This is a genomic window from Streptomyces sp. NPDC060035 (genome assembly GCF_042736635.1).
Classification (GTDB): domain Bacteria; phylum Actinomycetota; class Actinomycetes; order Streptomycetales; family Streptomycetaceae; genus Streptomyces.
This window is the reverse complement of the sequence record NZ_JBHWVO010000009.1, coordinates 1-21370: the sequence shown is the minus strand read 5'-3', so window position 1 is coordinate 21370 and position 21370 is coordinate 1. Positions and strand designations below refer to the sequence as shown.

16 protein-coding genes and 2 tRNA genes are annotated in these 21370 nt (G+C 68.4%); 14 read left to right on the top strand and 4 right to left on the bottom strand.

Annotated elements, in window-relative coordinates:
- The first annotated feature begins 465 nt into the window (after positions 1-465).
- The 8 genes from dnaN (at position 466) to ACFWBQ_RS16230 (ending at position 10320) form a co-directional block, all read left to right on the top strand.
- On the top strand, positions 466-1596 hold the full coding sequence (gene dnaN, locus ACFWBQ_RS16265) for a DNA polymerase III subunit beta (RefSeq protein ID WP_385489154.1): 1131 nt from the start codon (positions 466-468) through the stop codon (positions 1594-1596).
- Between the two features lie 131 nt (positions 1597-1727).
- A complete protein-coding gene (gnd, locus tag ACFWBQ_RS16260) occupies positions 1728-2606 on the top strand; it encodes a phosphogluconate dehydrogenase (NAD(+)-dependent, decarboxylating) (RefSeq protein WP_385488632.1) in 879 nt (292 codons plus the stop codon).
- A 43-nt stretch (positions 2607-2649) separates the two neighbouring features.
- Positions 2650-3780, top strand: coding sequence for a DNA replication/repair protein RecF (gene recF / locus ACFWBQ_RS16255; protein ID WP_385488629.1), 1131 nt, complete (start codon positions 2650-2652; stop codon positions 3778-3780).
- Entirely contained in the window at positions 3777-4352 is a 576-nt protein-coding gene (locus ACFWBQ_RS16250) for a DUF721 domain-containing protein (protein WP_385488627.1), read from the top strand. Before recF ends, ACFWBQ_RS16250 begins: the two co-directional genes overlap by 4 nt.
- Positions 4353-4754: 402 nt before the next feature.
- Complete coding sequence (gene gyrB / locus ACFWBQ_RS16245; protein WP_385488625.1) at positions 4755-6824, top strand: DNA topoisomerase (ATP-hydrolyzing) subunit B; 2070 nt, start codon at positions 4755-4757, stop codon at positions 6822-6824.
- A 46-nt stretch (positions 6825-6870) separates the two neighbouring features.
- Positions 6871-9486 carry a DNA gyrase subunit A gene (gene gyrA / locus ACFWBQ_RS16240; RefSeq protein ID WP_385488622.1) on the top strand — a complete coding sequence of 872 codons (2616 nt, stop codon included), beginning with the start codon at positions 6871-6873 and terminating at the stop codon, positions 9484-9486.
- Between the two features lie 93 nt (positions 9487-9579).
- Complete coding sequence (locus tag ACFWBQ_RS16235; RefSeq protein WP_329209125.1) at positions 9580-10176, top strand: DUF3566 domain-containing protein; 597 nt, start codon at positions 9580-9582, stop codon at positions 10174-10176.
- A 70-nt stretch (positions 10177-10246) separates the two neighbouring features.
- A tRNA-Ile gene (locus ACFWBQ_RS16230) sits at positions 10247-10320 on the top strand.
- Between the two features lie 375 nt (positions 10321-10695).
- Here the strand turns inward: ACFWBQ_RS16230 and ACFWBQ_RS16225 are convergent.
- Positions 10696-11055, bottom strand: a complete 360-nt coding sequence (locus ACFWBQ_RS16225) for a DUF6344 domain-containing protein (protein WP_385488617.1) — start codon at positions 11053-11055, stop codon at positions 10696-10698.
- Positions 11056-11349: 294 nt separating this feature from the next.
- Here ACFWBQ_RS16225 and ACFWBQ_RS16220 point away from each other — a divergent pair, with 294 nt between their 5' ends.
- The 3 genes from ACFWBQ_RS16220 to ACFWBQ_RS16210 all read left to right on the top strand — a co-directional run bounded on the left by ACFWBQ_RS16220 (position 11350) and on the right by ACFWBQ_RS16210 (position 14967).
- Positions 11350-11484 carry a DLW-39 family protein gene (locus ACFWBQ_RS16220; protein ID WP_003958712.1) on the top strand — a complete coding sequence of 45 codons (135 nt, stop codon included), beginning with the start codon at positions 11350-11352 and terminating at the stop codon, positions 11482-11484.
- Between the two features lie 292 nt (positions 11485-11776).
- Positions 11777-13633, top strand: a complete 1857-nt coding sequence (locus tag ACFWBQ_RS16215; RefSeq protein ID WP_385488613.1) for a VWA domain-containing protein — start codon at positions 11777-11779, stop codon at positions 13631-13633.
- On the top strand, positions 13630-14967 hold the full coding sequence (locus ACFWBQ_RS16210; protein WP_385488609.1) for a hypothetical protein: 1338 nt from the start codon (positions 13630-13632) through the stop codon (positions 14965-14967). Before ACFWBQ_RS16215 ends, ACFWBQ_RS16210 begins: the two co-directional genes overlap by 4 nt.
- A gap of 56 nt (positions 14968-15023) precedes the next feature.
- Here ACFWBQ_RS16210 and ACFWBQ_RS16205 read toward each other — a convergent pair whose 3' ends face one another.
- Positions 15024-16415 carry a serine/threonine protein kinase gene (locus tag ACFWBQ_RS16205; RefSeq protein WP_385488605.1) on the bottom strand — a complete coding sequence of 464 codons (1392 nt, stop codon included), beginning with the start codon at positions 16413-16415 and terminating at the stop codon, positions 15024-15026.
- A gap of 102 nt (positions 16416-16517) precedes the next feature.
- Entirely contained in the window at positions 16518-17066 is a 549-nt protein-coding gene (locus ACFWBQ_RS16200; protein WP_385488602.1) for a helix-turn-helix domain-containing protein, read from the bottom strand.
- A 170-nt stretch (positions 17067-17236) separates the two neighbouring features.
- Between ACFWBQ_RS16200 and ACFWBQ_RS16195 the strand changes: the two genes are divergently transcribed.
- Positions 17237-17309 (top strand) — tRNA-Ala (locus ACFWBQ_RS16195).
- A gap of 474 nt (positions 17310-17783) precedes the next feature.
- Here ACFWBQ_RS16195 and ACFWBQ_RS16190 read toward each other — a convergent pair.
- Positions 17784-18551, bottom strand: a complete 768-nt coding sequence (locus tag ACFWBQ_RS16190) for an SDR family NAD(P)-dependent oxidoreductase (RefSeq protein WP_385488598.1) — start codon at positions 18549-18551, stop codon at positions 17784-17786.
- A gap of 649 nt (positions 18552-19200) precedes the next feature.
- Between ACFWBQ_RS16190 and ACFWBQ_RS16185 the strand changes: the two genes are divergently transcribed.
- Both ACFWBQ_RS16185 and ACFWBQ_RS16180 read left to right on the top strand, forming a co-directional pair.
- Complete coding sequence (locus ACFWBQ_RS16185) at positions 19201-20139, top strand: NAD-dependent epimerase/dehydratase family protein (RefSeq protein ID WP_385488593.1); 939 nt, start codon at positions 19201-19203, stop codon at positions 20137-20139.
- Positions 20136-21059, top strand: a complete 924-nt coding sequence (locus tag ACFWBQ_RS16180) for an RNA polymerase sigma-70 factor (protein WP_385488589.1) — start codon at positions 20136-20138, stop codon at positions 21057-21059. The genes ACFWBQ_RS16185 and ACFWBQ_RS16180 overlap by 4 nt, the downstream gene beginning before the upstream one ends.
- Positions 21060-21370: the final 311 nt, after the last annotated feature.

Genomic DNA, 21370 nt, shown 5'->3' with positions numbered 1-21370 from the left:
CCGAGAGTGAAAGGCGTCACACCAGGGCCCTCGGTTGGGCTGTGGGGAACCTGGGTAAAGCTGGGGACAGCCCTGGGGAGAAGTCACCCCCGCCTGTGCATCGGGTGTGCAGAACTTTCGTGTGTCCACAGAAACACCAAGTTGTCCACCGGCGTCACCCACAGGGCCGGTGGACAAAAAACAGGCACTGACCTGCGCAAACGACGTTATCCACGGTTTCCACAGGCCCTACTACTACTACCAATCAGAGTTAGCTAGGAATCCGCTTCGAAGTGGGGCCTGTGCACAACTTGGGCCGGGAGCTTCGCGGACCGCTTGCCGCGACTTGACCCCGAGCAGCAACGAGTGTCGGTGCCGTACGTCAGACTGGACCCCGGCGTCCTCCCCTCAGCCCTTCGGCAGGGAGACCCCGACCAGACGACGAAGGCCAGCAGGGCGAGCGAGCAACAGCAGGAGGCGGTTCCGGTGAAGATCCGGGTGGAGCGCGATGTACTCGCGGAGGCGGTGGCCTGGGTGGCCCGCAGCCTCCCGGCCCGTCCGCCGGCGCCCGTTCTTGCGGGCCTTCTGCTGAAGGCTGGGGACGGGGCTCTCAGCTTCTCGAGCTTCGACTACGAGGTCTCGGCCAGGGTTTCGGTGGACGCCGAGATCGAGGAGGAAGGCACGGTGCTCGTCTCCGGCCGGCTCCTCGCCGACATCTGCCGCGCCCTTCCGAACCGGCCGGTGGAGATTTCCACCGACGGTGTGCGGGCCACCGTGGTGTGCGGCTCCTCGCGATTCACACTCCACACCCTTCCTGTGGAGGAGTACCCGGCACTGCCGCAGATGCCGACAGCGACCGGCACCGTCCCGGGTGAGGTCTTCGCCTCGGCCGCGGCTCAGGTCGCCATCGCCGCAGGCCGTGACGACACGCTGCCCGTCCTCACGGGTGTCCGGATCGAGATCGAGGGCGACACCGTCACCCTCGCCTCGACCGACCGTTACCGCTTCGCGGTCCGTGAGTTCCGCTGGAAGCCGGAGAACCCGGACGCCTCGGCCGTCGCCCTGGTGCCCGCAAAGACGCTCCTGGATACCGCCAAGGCGCTGACCAGCGGCGACACGGTGACTCTGGCGCTGTCGGGCTCGGGTGCAGGTGAAGGCCTCATCGGTTTCGAGGGCGCCGGCCGTCGCACGACCACGCGGCTGCTCGAGGGCGACCTGCCGAAGTACCGGACCCTCTTCCCCACGGAGTTCAACTCGGTCGCGGTCATCGAGACCGCCCCGTTCGTGGAGGCCGTCAAGCGTGTGGCCCTCGTCGCCGAGCGGAACACTCCGGTGCGTCTCAGCTTCGAGCAGGGTGTGCTGATCCTGGAGGCCGGTTCCAGTGACGACGCACAGGCTGTGGAGCGCGTCGATGCGGTGCTCGAGGGTGACGACATCTCGATCGCCTTCAACCCGACCTTCCTGCTGGACGGGCTCAGCGCGATCGACTCCCCGGTCGCCCAGCTCTCCTTCACGACGTCCACCAAGCCCGCCCTGCTCAGCGGCCGTCCCGCCGTCGACGCGGAAGCGGACGACGCCTACAAGTACCTGATCATGCCGGTTCGCCTCTCGGGCTGATCCGGTGTTCGTTCCTGTCACGGCAGCTTCCGGCGGGCACGCTCAGCGCTGAGCAGGCCCGCCGCGCTGTCCCCGGCCGGGCGTAGGCTCGGTCCCGGGTACGAATCGGCACAACGCTTAAGGAATCTCTGATGGAGCTCGGTCTCGTCGGCCTCGGCAAGATGGGCGGCAACATGCGCGAGCGCATCCGCCGCGCAGGCCACACCGTCATCGGTTACGACCGCAACCCGGACGTCGCCGATGTCCACAGCCTCGAGGAGCTTGTGGGCAAGCTCAAGGGTCCGCGGGTCGTATGGGTGATGGTCCCGGCAGGTGCCGCGACCCAGTCCACCATCGACGAGCTGGCCGAGCTGCTCTCCCCGGGCGACATCGTCGTGGACGGCGGAAACTCCCGCTGGACCGACGACGAGAAGCACGCAGTGGAGCTGGGCATCAAGGGCATCGGCTTCGTGGACTGCGGTGTCTCCGGTGGCGTCTGGGGCCTGGAGAACGGCTACGCCCTGATGTACGGCGGTGACGCCGAGAGCGTTGCGAAGGTCCAGCCGGTCTTCGACGCCCTCAAGCCCGAGGGTGACTTCGGCTCCGTCCACGCGGGCAAGGTCGGCGCCGGCCACTTCGCGAAGATGGTCCACAACGGCATCGAGTACGCCATGATGCAGGCCTACGCCGAGGGCTGGGAGCTGCTGGAGAAGGTCGACTCCGTCACGGACGTCCGTGAGGTCTTCCGTTCCTGGCAGGAGGGCACGGTCATCCGTTCCTGGCTGCTCGACCTGGCGGTCAACGCACTGGACGACGACGAGCACCTCGACCAGCTCCGTGGTTTCGCCGCGGACTCCGGTGAGGGCCGGTGGACGGTCGAGGCCGCCATCGACAACTCGGTGCCGCTGCCCGCGATCACGGCCTCCCTGTTCGCGCGTTTCGCCTCGCGGCAGGACGATTCCCCGCAGATGAAGATGATCGCCGCGCTGCGCAACCAGTTCGGCGGGCACGCGGTCGAGAGCAAGAAGTAGTACGCAGCACACGCAATGCACGAGGTCGGAAAGGTCGGCGAACATGCACGTCACGCATCTCTCGCTGGCCGACTTCCGCTCGTACGCCCGGGTCGAGGTTCCTCTCGATCCGGGCGTCACCGCGTTCGTGGGGGCCAACGGTCAGGGCAAGACCAATCTGGTGGAGGCCGTCGGCTATCTCTCGACGCTCGGCAGCCATCGGGTGTCGTCCGATGCCCCCCTGGTGCGGATGGGCGCGGAGCGTGCCGTTGTCCGGGCCTCGGTCACTCAGGGCGAGCGCTCGCAGCTGATTGAGCTCGAGCTGAATCCGGGCCGTGCCAATCGAGCCCGCATCAATCGATCGTCGCAGGTCAAACCGCGTGACGTGCTGGGCATAGTACGGACCGTGCTGTTCGCTCCGGAGGATCTGGCCCTGGTGAAGGGCGACCCGGGTGAGCGTCGGCGCTTCCTGGACGAGCTGATCACAGCGCGTTCGCCGCGGATGGCAGGTGTCCGGTCCGATTACGAACGGGTGCTGAAGCAGCGCAACACCCTGCTGAAGTCCGCGGCGATGGCCCGCCGGCACGGTGGCCGGTCGATGGATCTGTCCACGCTGGATGTGTGGGACCAGCATCTGGGACAGGTGGGGGCGGAGCTGCTGGCCCAGCGGCTGGACCTGATCGCGACGCTGCACCCGCTGGCGGACAAGGCGTACGCGGACGTGGCTCCGGGCGGCGGTCCGGTGACGCTGGAGTACCGCAGCTCGGTCGGTGCCGATGTGGAGCACGCGCGCACCCGCGAGGAGCTGTACGAGCAGGTGATGGCGGCGCTCGTCCAGGCCCGTAAGCAGGAGATCGAGCGAGGCGTGACGCTGGTCGGTCCGCATCGTGACGATCTGGTGCTGGGACTGCGCGGGATGCCGGCGAAGGGGTACGCGAGCCACGGGGAGTCCTGGTCGTACGCGTTGGCGCTGCGGCTGGCCTCGTACGACCTGTTGCGCACCGAGGGCAACGAGCCGGTGCTCGTGCTGGACGACGTGTTCGCCGAGCTCGACGCGCGGCGTCGTGAGCGGCTGGCGGAGCTGGTGGCCCCGGGTGAGCAGGTGCTGGTCACGGCGGCGGTGGACGACGATGTTCCGGGTGTGCTGGCCGGTGCGCGGTACGCGGTGTCCGCGGGTGAGGTGGAGCGGCTGTGAGCGGCCGGGGAGAGAACCATGAGCGGGCGGTGCCGGATCCGGTGAGCGGTGCGGCGAAGCAGCCCGAGGTGTCGGGCGTCGATCTGGCGCGGGTGGCCCTGCGTGCGGCTAAGGAGCAGGCCCGTGCCCGCGGTGATGCGGCGCAGCAGAAGAAACAGGCCAGGCGTGGTGGTGGGCTGAGGTCGGGTGCGCGGTCCGACGGCCGTGATCCGCTGGCTCTGGGGTCGGCGATCAACCGGCTGATCACTGAGCGGGGCTGGGAGACTCCGGCGGCTGTGGGCGGCGTGATGGGGCGGTGGCCGCAGATCGTGGGGGACGATCTGGCCAATCACTGTGTGCCGTTGCGGTACGACGAGGATCCGGCCGAGCGGGTTTTGACGGTGCAGTGCGATTCGACGGCGTGGGCGACACAGCTGCGGCTGCTCGCGCCGCAGTTGGTGGCCAGGCTGAACACGGATCTGGGTCATGGCACGGTGAGAATGATCAAGGTGTTGGGGCCCCATGGTCCGCAGCGCAGATTCGGTCCGCTGCGGGCGCCCGGAAGTACGGGCCCCGGAGACACATACGGCTGAGCAGGCATTTCCCTGTTCAGCGTCCCTGCGACCCCGGCCCGCGCCGGGGTTTCGTGATGAGCGGACCGCCCTCTTCGGCGCCGTTGTGCGGGTTGTCCTTGTCTACCTGAATGCACGGTTGTGCGGTGATTTATGCCGTGCGATGAGCGTGAGGCGTCCCTCACCGTAGTGGGAGGTTGACAGGCCGAAGCGCTCAATGCCCGCGTGAGCCTCTCAGAGCCCCTTCCTGAATATGGGGAGTCGGCAGGCGCTCATTCAGGGCGGCACATGCGGACTCAGGTACCGGCAAACCCCCATTCATGTCGGCGCTACCGGTAGACTGATGGACAATCCCGCTTCCGTGCGGGAGTCGTCGATACAAGCCGAACGACGCAGCCGCTCCCGCCTGCCCGGAGACGGCCTGTGCTGTGCCAGAAAGGGCGCTTCGTGGCCGATTCCGGCAACCCCAACGAGAACAACCCGTCCACAGCCGGTGCGCACGGCGAGGTCACCGCCTCGTACGACGCCAGCGCGATCACGGTCCTCGAGGGCCTGGACGCGGTCCGCAAGCGACCTGGTATGTACATCGGCTCGACCGGTGAGCGCGGTCTCCACCACCTCGTCCAAGAGGTCGTCGACAACTCGGTCGACGAGGCGATGGCCGGCCACGCGGACACCATCGACGTCACGATCCTCGCCGACGGCGGGGTGCGCGTGATCGACAACGGCCGAGGCATCCCGGTCGGCATCGTGCCGTCCGAAGGAAAGCCGGCCGTCGAGGTCGTGCTGACCGTCCTGCATGCGGGCGGCAAGTTCGGCGGCGGCGGCTACGCCGTCTCCGGCGGTCTGCACGGCGTCGGCGTCTCCGTCGTCAACGCCCTGTCCACACGGGTCGCCGTCGAGGTCAAGACGGACGGCTACCGCTGGACCCAGGACTACAAGCTCGGTGTCCCGACCGCCCCGCTGGCCCAGCACGAGGCCACCGAGGACTCCGGTACGTCGGTCACCTTCTGGGCCGACGGGGACATCTTCGAGACCACCGAGTACAGCTTCGAGACCCTTTCGCGCCGTTTCCAGGAGATGGCGTTCCTCAACAAGGGCCTCACCCTCAAGCTCACCGACGAGCGGGAGTCGGCGAAGGCGACGGCGGGCGCGGACAGCGCGGACGCGGTCGAGCCCGCCGAGGAGGAAGCCGCCCGCACGGTCACGTACCACTACGAAAACGGCATCGTCGATTTCGTGAAGTACCTGAACTCCCGCAAGGGCGACGTCATTCACCAGTCGGTGATCGACATCGAGGCCGAGGACAAGGAGCGTCTCCTCTCGGCCGAGATCGCCATGCAGTGGAACACGCAGTACACCGAGGGTGTCTACTCCTTCGCCAACGCGATCCACACGCATGAGGGCGGTACGCACGAGGAGGGCTTCCGTGCGGCGCTGACCTCCTTGGTCAACCGGTACGGGCGCGACAAGAAGCTGCTGCGCGAGAAGGACGACAACCTCACGGGTGAGGACGTCCGCGAGGGTCTGACGGCGATCATCTCGGTGAAGCTGGGCGAGCCGCAGTTCGAGGGCCAGACGAAGACCAAGCTGGGCAACACGGAGGCCAAGACCTTCGTGCAGAAGGTCGTGCACGAGCAGCTGACGGACTGGTTCGACCGGAATCCCAACGAGGCCGCGGACATCATCCGCAAGGGCATCGCGGCGTCCACGGCGCGTGTCGCGGCTCGCAAGGCGCGTGACCTGACCCGGCGCAAGGGGCTGCTGGAGAGTGCCTCGCTGCCCGGCAAGCTGAGTGACTGCCAGTCGAACGACCCCACCAAGTGCGAGATCTTCATCGTCGAGGGTGACTCCGCCGGTGGTTCGGCGAAGTCCGGCCGTAACCCGATGTACCAGGCGATCCTGCCCATCCGAGGCAAGATCCTGAACGTCGAGAAGGCCAGGATCGACAAGATCCTGCAGAACACCGAGGTCCAGGCGCTGATCTCGGCCTTCGGTACCGGGGTCCACGAGGACTTCGACATCGAGAAGCTCCGCTATCACAAGATCATTCTGATGGCGGACGCCGACGTCGACGGTCAGCACATCAACACCCTGCTGCTGACGTTCCTGTTCCGGTTCATGCGGCCGCTGGTCGAGTCCGGGCACGTGTACCTCTCCCGCCCGCCGCTGTACAAGATCAAGTGGGGCCGGGACGACTTCGAGTACGCGTACTCGGACCGTGAGCGTGACGCGCTTGTCGAGCTCGGCAAGCAGAACGGCAAGCGGATCAAGGAAGACTCGATCCAGCGCTTCAAGGGTCTCGGTGAGATGAACGCCGAGGAACTGCGCATCACGACGATGGACCAGGACCACCGGGTGCTCGGCCAGGTCACGCTGGACGACGCGGCGCAGGCCGACGATCTGTTCTCGGTGCTGATGGGTGAGGACGTCGAGGCACGGCGCTCGTTCATCCAGCGCAACGCCAAGGACGTCCGCTTCCTCGACATCTGAGTCGGCCGTACAAGCAAGCCGCAGCTCGAAAGGACTTTGACCAGCAATGGCCGACGAGAACACCCCTGTGACACCTGAAGAGGAACCCGCTGTCGCGAGTGTGGGCATGCGTGTCGAGCCCGTGGGGCTCGAGACGGAGATGCAGCGCTCCTACCTCGACTACGCGATGTCCGTCATCGTCTCGCGTGCGCTCCCGGATGTGCGGGACGGCCTCAAGCCCGTCCACCGCCGGGTGCTGTACGCGATGTACGACGGCGGCTACCGGCCCGAGAAGGGCTTCTACAAGTGCGCCCGTGTCGTCGGTGACGTCATGGGTACGTACCACCCGCACGGCGACTCCTCGATCTACGACGCGTTGGTTCGTCTGGCGCAGCACTGGTCGATGCGCATGCCGCTGGTGGACTCCAACGGCAACTTCGGTTCTCCGGGCAACGACCCGGCCGCGGCGATGCGGTACACCGAGTGCAAGATGATGCCGCTGTCCATGGAGATGGTCCGGGACATCGACGAGGAGACCGTCGATTTCAAGGACAACTACGACGGCCGCAACCAGGAGCCGGTGGTTCTGCCGGCGCGCTTCCCGAACCTGCTGATCAATGGTTCGGCGGGCATCGCGGTCGGTATGGCCACGAACATTCCGCCGCACAACCTGCGCGAGGTCGCGGCCGGTGCGCAGTGGTATCTGGAGCACCCGGAGGCCTCGCACGAGGAGCTCCTGGACGCGCTGCTCGAGCGGATCAAGGGCCCCGACTTCCCCACGGGTGCGCTCGTCGTGGGCCGTAGGGGCATCGAGGAGGCGTACCGCACGGGCCGTGGCTCGATCACGATGCGCGCGGTCGTCGCGGTCGAGGAGATCCAGGGCCGTCAGTGCCTGGTGGTCACGGAGCTTCCGTACCAGACCAACCCCGACAACCTCGCGCAGAAGATCGCGGACCTGGTGAAGGACGGCAAGGTCGGCGGTATCGCGGACGTCCGTGACGAGACGTCCTCGCGCACGGGTCAGCGTCTGGTCGTCGTGCTGAAGCGTGACGCGGTCGCCAAGGTCGTGCTGAACAACCTGTACAAGCACACCGATCTGCAGACGAACTTCGGCGCGAACATGCTGGCGCTCGTCGACGGGGTGCCGCGCACGCTGTCGATCGACGCGTTCATCCGGCACTGGGTGACGCACCAGATCGAGGTCATCGTCCGGCGTACGAAGTTCCGGCTGCGCAAGGCCGAGGAGCGGGCGCACATCCTGCGTGGCCTGCTCAAGGCCCTGGACGCGATCGACGAGGTCATCGCACTCATCCGGCGCAGCAACACCGTGGAGATCGCGCGCGAGGGCCTGATGGGCCTGCTGGAGATCGATGAGATCCAGGCGAACGCGATCCTGGAGATGCAGCTGCGCCGGCTGGCCGCGCTGGAGCACCAGAAGATCACCGCCGAGCACGACGAGCTCCAGGCGAAGATCAACGAGTACAACGCGATCCTGGCGTCGCCCGAGCGGCAGCGGCAGATCGTCAGCGAGGAGCTGGCGGCGATCGTCGAGAAGTTCGGCGACGACCGGCGTTCCAAGCTGGTGCCTTTCGACGGTGACATGTCCATCGAGGACCTGATCGCCGAGGAGGACATCGTCGTCACGATTTCCCGCGGCGGCTATGTGAAGCGCACGAAGACGGACGACTACCGCTCGCAGAAGCGCGGCGGCAAGGGCGTGCGCGGGACGAAGCTCAAGGAAGACGACATCGTCGACCACTTCTTCGTGTCGACGACGCACCACTGGCTGCTGTTCTTCACGAACAAGGGCCGGGTGTACCGGGCGAAGGCCTACGAGCTGCCGGATGCCGGCCGGGATGCGCGTGGTCAGCACGTGGCGAACCTGCTGGCGTTCCAGCCGGACGAGCAGATCGCGCAGATCCTGGCGATCCGTGACTACGAGGCGGCGCCCTACCTGATCCTGGCCACCAAGGGCGGCCTGGTGAAGAAGACGTCGCTGAAGGACTATGACTCGCCGCGTTCCGGTGGTGTCATCGCCATCAACCTCCGTGAGACGGAGAGCGGCGCGGACGACGAGCTGATCGGTGCGGAGCTGGTGTCGGCCGAGGACGATCTGCTGCTCATCAGCAGGAAGGCCCAGTCGATCAGGTTCACTGCGACGGACGATGCGCTGCGCCCGATGGGCCGTGCGACTTCGGGTGTCAAGGGCATGAGTTTCCGCGAAGGCGATGAACTGCTCTCGATGAATGTTGTCCGGCCCGGTACGTTCGTGTTCACTGCGACCGATGGTGGTTACGCGAAGCGGACCGCTGTCGATGAGTACCGCGTCCAGGGTCGTGGTGGTCTGGGTATCAAGGCCGCCAAGATCGTGGAGGACCGGGGTTCTCTCGTCGGCGCACTGGTGGTGGAGGAGACGGACGAGATCCTCGCCATCACGCTCGGCGGTGGTGTGATTCGTACGCGAGTCAATGAAGTCAGGGAGACGGGCCGTGACACCATGGGCGTCCAACTGATCAATCTGGGAAAGCGCGATGCCGTCGTCGGTATTGCGCGCAACGCCGAGGCCGGTCGTGAGGCCGAAGAGGTCGACGGTACCGATGAGGCCGAAGGCAACACGGTCGAGGCCCATGCCGAGAGCGTGGTCGAGGGCACGGAGCCTTCGGCCGGGGAGCACGAGGAGTAGAGCGTGAGTGGAGCCACGGGCGCCGATTCGGCCTCTTCCGGAGCTGGAGCGAGCGGTGCCCGTGGCCCTGCCACGGACTCCCAAGGGGGAACTGTGACGGACACTCGGGGACCTCAGCCCCAGTACGAGGGGTACGCGACCGGGCCGTTGCCCGGTGAGCGCGAGCCCGCACCGGGCCAGGCGGGGCCCTATCACCCGCCGCAGGCGTATCCGTCCCCCGCGGGCGGTACGCAGGGTGGCGGCACACAGGGCGGAGCGCAGGGCGTGGGCGGCGTACAGGCGACGCGCCGGCCCCGGACCGGGGCACGGACCACTCCGCGCACCCGTAAGGCGCGCCTGCGGGTGGCCAAGGCCGATCCGTGGTCGGTGATGAAGGTCAGCTTCCTGCTGTCCATCGCGCTGGGGATCTGCACGGTGGTGGCAGCCGCGGTCCTGTGGATGGTGATGGACGCCATGGGTGTCTTTTCCACCGTGGGCGGCACGATCAGCGAGGCCACCGGCTCGAACGAGAGCAACGGCTTCGATCTGCAGTCGTTCCTGTCGCTGCCGCGCGTCCTCATCTTCACCTCGGTCATCGCGGTGATCGATGTGGTGCTGGCCACTGCGCTGGCGACGCTGGGTGCCTTCATCTACAACTTGTCGGCCGGCTTCGTGGGTGGCGTGGAGCTCACTCTGGCCGAGGACGAGTAGGGCACCGGGTATCGATTTTGGGACTGGCCCCGACGTGCGCTAATCTTCAGAAGTCAGCGCACAGCGCGGCGGGGCTATAGCTCAGTTGGTTAGAGCGCATCCCTGATAAGGATGAGGCCACAGGTTCAAATCCTGTTAGCCCCACAGGCTCGAAGGCCCCCAGTCTTTACGGACTGGGGGCCTTCTGCTTTTGGGGTGTCCGGCCGGATCGGGTGTCTTCTGGATCCGGGGCGCTGCTCTCGGATCCGGCCTCCCGCTCGATGGTGCGTGCCGCTCGGCGGCTTCCAGGACCGGGGTCGTCCCCGGGGGTGTGTTTTCCCGGGCTTGCGGACGTTGCTCCGGTGTGCGGTTCCTGGTGGGCCGTTGTCGTGCGGGTTGGGCCTTTCCCGTGCGTGCACCCTGAGCGCCGGGCCTTTCGTGCGAACAAGGGTGAGCGCCACTCGGGGACGCACGCACGGGAAAGGCCCCCGTCCGGTGTGAACCGGACCAGGGGCCCTGTGTGTGTCGGCTGAGGCGCTCTCAGGGCGGTAGCGGGGACGAGTCCCCGGCCGGTGTGCCGCCGTGGGTGGAGCGGGTGCTGTTCGTCGCGTGCGCGGCGTCCGTGGTGTCTGTGATCCGTTGGCGGCCGGCCGGTGAGGAACCGTGGGCCTCGGCGCGGATGCGCTGCTTCATCGTCGGTGGCAGCGCCCTGTCACGCGGAAGGGTCCATCGCACCGACGGGGTGGTCGCGGTTGCCGCGGTCGCACCCGTGTGCTCCTGGGTCGTGGTCGTCGACTCCGCGGCCGTGGCCTGGGCTGTGGCGAGGCCCAGCGAGGCGAGGAGTGCGAAGAAGGCGGTGATGAAGGCGGTCCAGATGCTCTTGACCCTGAAGGTGCTCATGGCCCCTCGCTTTCAGGTGGTCCGGTTTGCTTACCTTTCCGATGATGTGGATGAGGCGGGCGAATTCCGGGACCGACGCCCCCGCTGCGCCGTTCTTCCGATGAACACCACTCGCATGGTTCAACCGGTCCGGAAAAGCTGGTTCCGGGGGTGGTGAGCGGTCCGGAAGATGCCGGGCCGGGGGTCTGGAACGGTGCGGCAGTTGGGTTCCAGGCAGGTCACCGATCGGTATCGGCCGGTGTGTATAGTCGGGCGGCAGAAGTCCCTTACGTCAAGGAAAGACGAGGTCGCGCGGTGAAGAAGCTTCTCCTGGTCGCACTGGCTGCCATCGGCGGGCTCCTCGTGTACCGCCAGATCCAGGCGGATCGCGCCGAGCAGGATCTGTGGACGGAGGCGACCGACTCCGTGCCCGCAGGTTCGGGTGTGTGAGACGGAACAGCCTGCTGTGGGCCCCGGTCGCTGAGCGGCCGGGGCTCCGTGCTGTCCGGGTTCCTGTTGCGGGGCCGTGAGACCCGTGCTGTCCGGATTCCTGTTGCGGGACCGTGACACCCGTGCCCTTGAGTTCACCTACGCAAATCATTAGGTTGCGAGAGCAAAGCGACTGGGACTTGAGGTCGAGGGGGCTTCCGTGAGGGCACGGGCAAGGGCGGGAAACCGTCGCAGCACAGCAAGGGCAGGGGTACTGGCCGGCGGGGCACTGCTCGCACTCGTGGCGGGGGGAATGCCCGCCGTGGCGTCCGGGCCCGCAGGGCCGCGCGCCGCGGGTGCGCAGGACGGCTCGAGCAGTCTTGTGATGGTGCTCGACTCCTCCGGTTCCATGGGCGGCGACGACGGTACGGGCAGGACCCGGATGGAGAGTGCCCGTACGGCCGTGGGCGCAGTGGTGGACGCGCTGCCCGACAACTATCCGACCGGTCTTCGGGTGTACGGCGCCGACATGCCCAGGGGCTGCACCGACACCCGCCTCGTGCAGCCGGTACAGAAGCTCGACAGGGCCGCCATGAAGAGCGCCGTCGCAGGTGTGCAGCCCAAGGGGGACACCCCTGTCGGACTCTCCCTGCAGAAGGCCGCGAAGGATCTGCCCGAGCCCCGGAACGGTGCCATCGGGACGCGCACGATCCTCCTGGTCTCCGACGGTGAGGACAACTGCGGAACGCCGCAGCCGTGCGAGGTCGCCGAACAGCTCGGCAAGGAGGGGGTCGGGCTGCGGATCGACACCGTGGGCTTCCAGGTGAAGGGCCCGGCCCGCAAGCAGCTCGAGTGCATCGCGGAGGCGGGCAACGGGCGCTACTACGACGCACCGGATGCCGAGGCGCTCGCCAGGCAGCTGCAGCGGTCTGCGCAACTCTCCGCGGACGGCTACCGGTTGAAGGGTGAGCGGGTCGAGGGAGCGGCAACCGCGGACAAGGCTCCCGCGATTGCTCCCGGGCAGTATCTGGACACCATCGGCCCCGGAGAGAAGCGGTACTACGCCGTCGACCTCGACGCGGTGTCCACGGCCGACTTCTCGGCGACCGCGGTTCCGCAGCCCGGTGCGGCCGTCGACAGCCTCGACGCTCTGAGTACCGGCCTCGCCCACGGCACCGGTGACTCCCTCTGCGAGACGAACACCGAGCACTTCTTCCAGAAGGAGGGAGCGACCCCGCTGACCTCGGCCGTCTCCCGGATCCGTTCCGAGGGCGGCAGCCGCAGCTGCGACGACGCGGGCCGCTACTGGCTGGTGGTCGAACGGCAGAGCAAGAAGGGTTCCGATTCCGCCCGGTGGCCCCTGGAGCTGGTGTACGGGGTGGAGGCGCCGCTGGTCGAAGGGGTCACGCCCGCCCAGTCGCAGCCGGAGTACGGGGACGGCGGCAGGAAGGCCGCGCTGCCGTCGGGGGATCCGCGTGAGGTCCGGGGCGGAAGCGGATTCAACGATGCCAGGGCGCTCGGTCAGGGGGTGTGGCGGGACCGGATCCTGCCTTCGCAGACCCTTTGGTACAAGGTTCCGGCCGGCTGGGGCCAGCAGGTGCGCTACGACGTGGAGTTCGCGAACGAGCCGACCGTTCGGCGCGCTTCGTCCACGTACTCCTACGGCGGGACGCAGCTGTTCACTCCGGCCAGGTTCCCGGTCGACAGCGGTGGTGAGTTCAGCTCGACAGCGATGTACAACGGGCGGCCCGCCGCGATCAGGATGGGATCGGTCCCGGTCGCCTGGACCAACCGTTACGAGTACCGGTCCGCGGTCCGGCCGGTGCACGCCGAGGGCAGCTTCTACATCGCGGTGACCCTGGGGGCGAAGGCGGCCGAGATCGCCGAGAACCCCCGGATCGGCGTGGTGCTGCGTGTGGCGGTCCTCGGTGACGTGCTGGCGGGCCCCCAGCACGGAGCCCCCGTTCTGGCGAGGAAGTCCGGTGACACGAAGGTGGACGATGACGGCAAATCACCTGTGGCCGCAGACAGCAGTGGTACGGGCGGGGCAGGATGGACCGGCATCGCGACCGCTGCAGCAGCGGGCGCCGTGGTCGCTCTGATCGCGGGGCTCGTGTTCGTCCGCAGCCGTCGCAGGCCGGGCGGGCGGACGACAAGGGGAAGTGCGTGAACAGGCAGCGCAACAGGGGCCGGGTGATACTGGCATCGCTCGCGGCTGTGTGCGCGGTGGCGGCGCTGCCGGGACAGGCGCATGCGGCCGACGGTCCCGCGTCGTACGCCTTCGATCGCGAGGCGACAGCGGTCCAGGGTACGGAGACGAACGCCGACGCTGCGGAACTGAAGCCGGGGTCGGTCTACAGGAGTTCGATTCAGCGGGACCAGAAGCTCTACTACCGCCTGGAACTCGACAGCAGGACCAATGCGTACGTCTCCGCGGTGGTCGTGCCGAGGAAGGCCGGCAAGGTCGCCTACGGGGACGGCATCACGGTCAGCATCAGGGACCTCGACGACACCCGGTGCAGTTCCGAGGATGCGATCTTCGCATCGGCGGAATTCCCGCGCCCGATCGCCGCGTACGCCCACCGGACCGTGGAGGACAGCGAGGCCACGTGCAGCGCGGCCGGCACGTACAACGTGCTGATCGAGCGGGAGAGCAAGGCCACGTCGGCCTCGGACGAGTGGGACCTGGAGCTGCGGTACGAAGCGGAGCCCGCGCTGAAGGACGCCGGTGCGGTGCCGACCGAGGCACCGGAGAACTGGTCGTCCGCCTCGCCCGCTCCGCCCGCCGGGAAGCAGAAACGGACCGGTGGCAGCAGCTACTACGACGCCACCGGTGTGGATTCCGGCGAGTGGGTGGACAGCATCGCGCCCGGACAGACGCGCTTCTACCGTGTGCCGGTGGACTGGGGCCAGCGGATCTTTGCCGCGGCTTCGCTCAGCAACAACAACTCCTCCACCGAGTACCTCGGCAACGCGCTGTCGCTGTCGCTGGACAATCCGGCCCGAGGCCATGTCGACGACACGACGCTGTCCTACTCCGGGAAGCCCGTCTCAGGCGCCCTGGAACCGCTGCCGGCGGTCGCGTACGAGAACCGCTACGCCTCGAGTTCGAAGGCTGCGGCCATGCGGTTCGCGGGTTGGTACTACCTGTCGGTGACGCTCTCCCCGAAGGCCGCCAAGTACTACGGGGACACGGGTATCGGGCTGACGCTCAGGATCAATGTCCGTGATGAGGCCGGTCCGTCGCCCTACAAGGGGGACGCCGGAATCTTCGGTGTCACCGATGACGACAAGGACATGGCCGAGACCGGGCAGAGTGCGCTCCAGGCGCGCGAGAGCGACACGATGAAGACGGTGGCCGCGGCGGGGATCGGCGCGGGTGCCGTGCTGGTGCTCGGGCTCGGGGCGTGGACGCTGATGGCCCGGCGCCGTGCCGTTCCGGCTGCTGTGCCGCCGGGCGTGGGCGGGCAGCCGCCGTTCGGGGGACCGCCCCAGGCCTGGTAGGCCCGTACCGGGGCCGGCCGGACCGGGCAGGTCCGGGCAGTGCCCAGAGGAACCGGTCAGGTCTGGGTCAGTGCCCAGATGCCCACCGCAAAACAGATCAGGGCCACCAGCAGGACCGGGACCGCCACCTTCGGGGGCGGTCCCGGCCGCGTTCGGGGAGTGTGCGGGGCGTTCCCGGAGACAGGGTGCCCGGTGGCGGGAACGGGCGGGACAACTGTTGTGCCTGGGTGGGGAACCTGAGGGTGCTGGGCGGTGTATGCACGAGTAGGAAATGCATCGTGCTGCACCGCCGCCGTGGGGGCCTGGGCGAGGTCCGCTGCGGAGGCGGGGGAAGGGGAGGCCGCGTGTGCCGGGAGTGGGGCGGGGGGCGTGTTCGGCTGCGCCTGCTGGGGGGGCGGGGCGAGGTGGAAGCTGCCCGTCTCCGACATCGAGCCGTGCGGCTGGGCGTAGGGCTGCTGCACGGGGTGCTGCGTCTGTTGTGGTGCGTGCGGTGCCTGAGGTGTCTGCTGCGCGCCCGTGGGGGCCTGCGCGGGCGCCTGGAGGCCGTTTGCCGGTCCCTGGGGGCTGTTCACGGGCCCGTCGGGGCCGAATCCGGCCGGCAGGGGTCCGATCTGGTCGAAGACCTCCACCGGCTCGTTGTCCGCGTCGGTCTCCGGCAGCATCTCGACCGCCGCCGTCAGGGCCTTGCGGGCACCCGTGGCGGTCCGGAAGCGGGCTTGGGGGTCGGGCTGCAGCAGTCCGGCCAGGACCTGCCACAAGGGTTCCGGGATGCCCTGGGGTGCGCCCGGAGTGCCGTGTGCGGCGAAGTGTTCGATGAGGGCCTGGGAGTCGGGCTTTTGGCCCTGCAACAGGTAGAGCGCGACCAGACCGACGGCGAACAGGTCCGCGGGGAAGTCGGGTTCGGCTCCCATCATCTGCTCGGGTGCGAAGTAACCGGGCGTACCGACCACATAGTTGGTCTCGGTCAGTCGCGGCTCGCCCTTGCGCATGGAGATACCGAAGTCGGAGAGCCGCAGATGCGGCCGGCCGGTTCCGGTGGCCTCCATCAGGATGTTGGCCGGCTTGATGTCCCGGTGCACGACCCCCTCGGCATGCACCGTCGACAGCCCGGACAGCAGCTGGTCGAGCAGGAGGCAGACGAAGCGCGGGGGCAGCGGGCCGTAGTCACCGATGACATGGGCCAGCGATCCACCGCTGACCAGGTTCATGGTGAACAGGACCTTGTCGTCGTCGGCGGCCCAGCTCGCGGGAGCGAGGACATGCGGGTGCTCGATCCGCAGTGCCTGCTCGCGGACGAAGCGCAGCAGCGTGTGCGCATCGCTCTGCTGCAGGACCTTGGCTGCCACATACCTGCGGCGCCGGTGGTCCCAGGCGCGCCAGACGGCGCCGACCCCACCGCGTCCGATCGGATCGATCAGTTCGTACCGACCAGCGAAGACCTCACCCATTGCGCTGCGCCCGCTCCCCGTTCCGGTTTTGGCTGTCCCGGCCGTCGGGATGATGCCAGGGTCCCGTCGAACGGGACCCTGCTCCCGGGCCTGAGGGTCTGTCTAGCTCTGGTGACCTTCGTAGTGCGCGACTGCGTCAGCGGTGCGCCCTGCTCCGTACACCCTGAGGAACTCTGCCAGTTCGGGGTGGGTCGGGGCGAGGGAGTCCGCGGCATCGATGATGTCGCCGGCCGCGGCGACCGACCGGAGCAGCGACTGGATCTCGCGGACCACGCGGCGGACGGTGGGCCCGCCGCCGGTGGTGGTGGTCTGGCCGGTGCTGGTCAGAACCGAGCCGCCCTGGGACTTCTTGATCTCTTCCATGCGGTCGGTGGCCTCTCCCGCGCTGACGCTGCCGTCCGCGACCTGGCTGGCGAGTTCCTGAAGGGCCTGGACGCGCTGGACGACCGCAGGGTTACCGATCTTGGCCCGCTGGCCGCTCATCAGTTGGGAGAGCATGGGTGCGGACAGTCCGAGAACCGCGGCAAGCCGGGCCTGGTTCAGGCCGAGATCGTCGATCAGCCTGCGGAAGAGCGCCCCCAGCGGCTCTCCGTACCAGCTGCGCTGGAGCTCCCGGGCTCTAGCCGTTGCCTCTTGCTGCGCGGCGTCCATTGCGTCTCCCCTTCGCTGCGGCTTCGCTGCTGCGAACCTCGTCGTGCATCTTACGGAGAGCGGTTGCGGACCGGGAGTCCAATCCTTTTGCAAGATTCAGGGGGTCACCCGGTACTCTGTTCTGCGGCGGACGTCGTGACACGCATGTGTCCGGTGCTGTCCCCTTTTTAGGGGCCTTAGCTCAGTTGGTAGAGCGCTGCCTTTGCAAGGCAGATGTCAGGAGTTCGAATCTCCTAGGCTCCACATCCTCAGAGGTCCCCTGACCTGCGGCAACGCAGGTCAGGGGACCTCTTTGTGTTGATGACGTCAGCATCTTGTCGGCACGCCTCCGGTTCACGGTCCCCGCATGGCGTACTTCAGGAAATGTGACAAAAGCGATGAAGCGGGCGATGTCTGCTGCAGATCTGATCGCGGCGGCCGTTCACGCCGTGCCCGTCTGCCCGAGTGGGGCGCGGACGCACCGATCGGGACGGTGGAGCCGAAGGCGTACAGCCGGAGTCCGGCATTGCGCAGAACCTCGGCGTGCGGCCGGCGGTGGTCGGTCCCGGCGGCGGACCACCGGGACCGACCAGGACTACGCCCCGGGGCTCCGACGAACGGTGCCCGGGGCTCGTGCTTCTGCTGGTGTCGGCTTCTGCTGGTGCCGGACGGCATCGGCCGACTCCTGCTCGTCTGCTGAACCGGCCGGGCCGGCGGTCGCCGCCGTCGGGGCCACCTTCACCAGGGCACCGGGCCGCCCTCGCTGAAGAACCCACCGGTCGGCCCGTCCGTGCCGAGCGTGGCCAGGCGAACCAGGACCGCAGCGCCCTGCGCGACCGTGAGGTACCCGCTGTGGTTGTTGATCTCCGTGTCGACGTAGCCGGGGTCGGCGGCGTTGACGAGGATGCCGTTCTTCCGCAGTTCATTGGCGTATTGCACGGTCAGCGCGTTCAGTGCGGTCTTGGAGGGCGTGTACGCGGCAGACGCCGGCAGACCCGCCAGCGGGCCGTCGGGGTCGCCGGCGATGGCCAGTGACCCGGCGGCGCTGCTGACGTTGACGATGCGCGGCGCCGGTGACCGCCGCAGCAGCGGGAGCATGGCGTTGGTCACCGCGATCACCCCGAAGACGTTGGTCTCGAACACCGCCCGGACCATGTCCAGGTCGACGGAGCTGGGGACCTGATCGTGGGCGTCCTCGGGTGAGACCTGCCCGGAGCCGCTGATGCCGGCGTTGTTGATCAGCACGTCAAGGTGGCCGAAGCGCTCCTCGACCTGCTCGGCGGCCACCCGGGCGGTGGCCCGGTCGGTGACGTCCAGGGTGACCGCGTGCGCGTTGCCGCCTGCCGCGCGCAACGCCGCAGCGGCCTCCTCGCCCCGCCGTGGGTCTCTGGCGCCGATCAGGACCGTCATGCCCAGCGCAGCGAGTTGCTCGGCGGCCGCACGGCCGATCCCCTTGTTCGCCCCGGTAATCAGCACGGTCTTCTGGTGTGTGGCGTGCTCGCTCATGACCAACTCCTTGTTCTGGGATGGTGCGTTCTTCCATGGGCCTGTCCTTTCACCCGGGACGAGACAGCCCGGTCGTCTGTGACATGCGGACAAGGAACCGCTGGAAGAAGTTCGTTGGCCGGCCGGCTCGCCCCCAAGGGGCGCCGTCAGGAGTCACGGAATGGTTGTCGGGCGGGCGGTGGCGCCGGCTGCGGTCCGGTCGTGCCGGAGGAGTCCTGACTCATGAGCAGGCCGAGTAGCAGGCACGTTCACCGAGGACCCATGCGTCCGAAGCCGGTGCGGTTGCAGATCAGCCCCGGCGAGCGCCGGGCCTCGGGCCGGGAACGGCCGGCGATGCTGCCGCATCCGGAGAGGACTGACAGCACCTGGCGGCCCTACGCCGCAACGCCGTGTCCCCCTTCCTGCCCCTGCCGGACGAGTCCGCCGCGCCGGCCGCTGTCGCGGCAGGGCGCCGCATCCTCGAGGCGGTGCGCGGGCCGCCGCGCTGTCGAGCAGCCGGGCCAAGGACCGTCCGCTGCCGGAGCAGGTGCACCGCTCCTTGAACCGGCGGGAGGTAAGCGTCGCCCCGTCCAACCGGTGCTCGGATGTCACAGACGGCGGGGCTGTCTCGTCTCAGGTCTCGGAGACGGACTGTCGGAGCAGGAAGGTGATGGGCATGCGGGTTTTCGTGGCGGGCGGGGCCGGGGTTCTGGGGCGGCGACTGGTGCCGCAGCTGGTGGCGCGGGGGCACCGGGTGACGGCGACGACGACGAGCGCGGCCAAGCTGGGCCTGGTGGAACAGCTGGGTGCCGAGGCGGTCGTGATGGACGGACTGGACGCGGTGTCCGTCGGTGAAGCGGTGGCGGCCGCCCGGCCGGACGTGATCGTGCACCAGATGACCGGGATCAGTGTCGCTCACGCCGGAAAGCCCGATCTGAAGCACTTCGACCGGTGGTCCGTCCCCACCATCCGGCTGCGCACCGAGGGGACGGACCACCTGCTGGCTGCGGCCGAGGCAACCGGCGTGTCCCACGTCGTCGCGCAGGGCTACGCCAACTGGAACGGAATCCGCGAGGGCGGATGGGTGAAGACCGAGGAGGACCCGCTGGACCTGCACGAGGGGACGGCTGCGCACACGGCGATGGCGGCGCTCCGCCATGTCGAGGACGTGGTTCTCAAGGCCGACGGCGCGGTGATGCGGTACGGCGCGTTCTACGGGCCGGGAGCCACCGACGATCAGCTCGTGCTCGTGCGTAAGCGGCAGTTCCCGCTGGTCGGGGACGGTACCGGCTATGCCTCGTGGGTGCATCTGGACGACGCGGCCGCTGCGACCGTCCTGGCCGTGGAGCAGAGGGCGAGGGGGGTGTTCAACATCGTGGATGACGAACCCGCCCCGGAGAGCGAGTGGCTGCCCTGTCTGGCGGCGTGCGCGGGGGCGAAGCGGCCGATGAAGGTTCCCACGTGGCTGGCCCGGCTGCTGGCCGGGGAGGTGGTGGTGACGATGATGACCGAGGGGCGTGGCTTCTCCAACGCCAAGGCCAAGCGGGAGCTCGGCTGGGAGCTGCGCTATCCGTCGTGGCGGCAGGGCTTCAAGGAAGGGCTGGCGTGACCCGGGTCCAGGAGTTCGAGGAGCTGCGGCCGCTGCTGTTCTCGATCGCCTACCGGATCCTCGGCAGCGTGAGCGAGGCCGAGGACGCGGTCCAGGAGACCTGGCTGCGCTACGAGCTCTCCCCGACCCGGCCCACGTCGGCCAAGGCGTTCCTCTCGGCGGTGGTCACCCGGGTCTCCATCGACGCGTTGCGCTCGGCCAGGGTCCGGCGGGAGGAGTACGTGGGGCAGTGGTTCCCCGAACCACTGCTCACCGACCCGTACGAGGACCCGGAGCAGTCGGCGGAGCTGGCCGACTCGCTGTCGATGGCATCGCTGTTGCTGCTGGAGCGGCTCAGCCCGCTCGAGCGTGCGGCCTTCGTGCTGCGGGAGGTGTTCGCCTTCGACTTCCCGGAGATCGCCTCGGCGGTGGGCAGGTCGGAGGCGGCATGCCGCCAGCTCGCGGTGCGGGCGCGCCGCCACATGAACGAGGGCCGGCCCCGGTTCGAGGCCGACCGGACGGAACGCGAGGAACTTGCCGGGCGATTCTTCGACGCCTTCCGGAACGGGAACGTCGACGGGCTGCGGGAACTTCTCGCCGCCGACGTGTCGATGCTCGGGGACAGCGGCGGCAAGGCCCCGCAGTGGGCCAGGGGCTTCTTCGGCGCCGACCATGTGTCCCAGGTGCTCGCCGCTCTCCTCCCGCCGTTCTCCCGGATCGGCGGAGTCGTGGAACCGCACCAGGTGAACGGTCAGCCGGGCGCGATCTTCCGCGACCGGGACGGCAGGGTCCTCAACACCTGGACACTCGACATTCTCGACGGGCGGGTCCAGACGATCCGTACGGTGAGCAACCCCGACAAGCTCGGGCACGTGGGCCCGGTGGCAGACGCATGGGCGGTCCTGCGTGAGACTCAGCAGGCTCGTCGGGACGCGGACTGACCCGAGGAGTTCACCGCGCTGCGACCTGTGGTGCCGGGCGCGGGGGGCGGGCCGGGGTTCTGCGGCATTTCTCAGGTCGCTCGTCGAGCCGTGCCTGTTCCACGCGCTGTGTCACCCGCCACACCGCCGCACCCTCCCCGGAGCCGGCTCGCTCGGCGGAGACGGTCGTGGACTCGACACCCCGAAGCCCTGCCCAGGCCTGTCCGGGTGCCTTGGGAGCGAAGGCGGGCTACCGCCAGGCCGCAGCACCGAGTCCGGCCGGCTCCCACGCAGCACGGGAGGGGCGCCGGAAGACCTCGCGGTCTTCCGGC